Origin of the sequence: Methylopila musalis, from assembly GCF_042679725.1 — a bacterium.
Lineage (GTDB): Bacteria > Pseudomonadota > Alphaproteobacteria > Rhizobiales > Methylopilaceae > Methylopila > Methylopila musalis.
On sequence record NZ_JBHTMX010000430.1, the window covers coordinates 1 to 629 of the forward strand.

Sequence of the window (629 nt, forward strand, 5' to 3'; positions counted from 1 at the left end):
CGCCCCGGACGCGCGCCCCGTGTTCGTGTTCGCCGAGCAGGTGGCGGCGCCGTCCGATCCGCGGCACCGGGCGGAGCTCGCGGCGACGCTCGCGCGGCTGGCGCGGACGAGCCCGCGCTGGCGGGTGGTTGTGAAGCTGCGTGTGCGGGCCGACGAACGCACGTTTCATGAGCAGGCGGCGCCTATGGAACGGCTGATCGCCGCCATGCCGGACCGCCCGTCCAATCTGGAGCTGTCGCACGCGCCGCTGGAGCAGGAGCTGGAGGCGGCGGACCTGTTCGCCACCGTGTCCTCCACCGCCCTGTTCGACGCGCTGGACCACGGCGTTCCGGCCTGCGTGGCGCTGGATTTCGGGGTGCGCAACGCCTACGGCGTCCACGCGTTGTTCGCGAGCGGCCTCGGCGTCGCCCTGTCCGCCTGCGCCACGCTCGACGATCTGCCCCGCCGCGCGCCCGACGCCCGCTGGCTGGAGCGGGTGGGCTACGATCCGCGCTTTTCGCCGGACGCGCTGATCGACATGCTGGAGCGCCGCCCGGCCGACGCCCCGCGCCCGCCGCAGCTTCAGAGCTTCGAGCGCTCCGCCGCGGGCGAGGCCGAGCGCGCCAGCGGCGTGGGCACGCAGGCCATCT

The 629-nt window shown here is 75.0% G+C and carries 1 protein-coding gene; it reads left to right on the top strand.

Annotation, left to right across the window (positions count from 1 at the left end; genetic code table 11):
* Positions 1-19 precede the first annotated feature (19 nt).
* Positions 20-629: DUF6716 putative glycosyltransferase (locus ACFQ4O_RS18135; RefSeq protein WP_378777832.1), on the top strand; the 610-nt coding region annotated here is incomplete at its 3' end.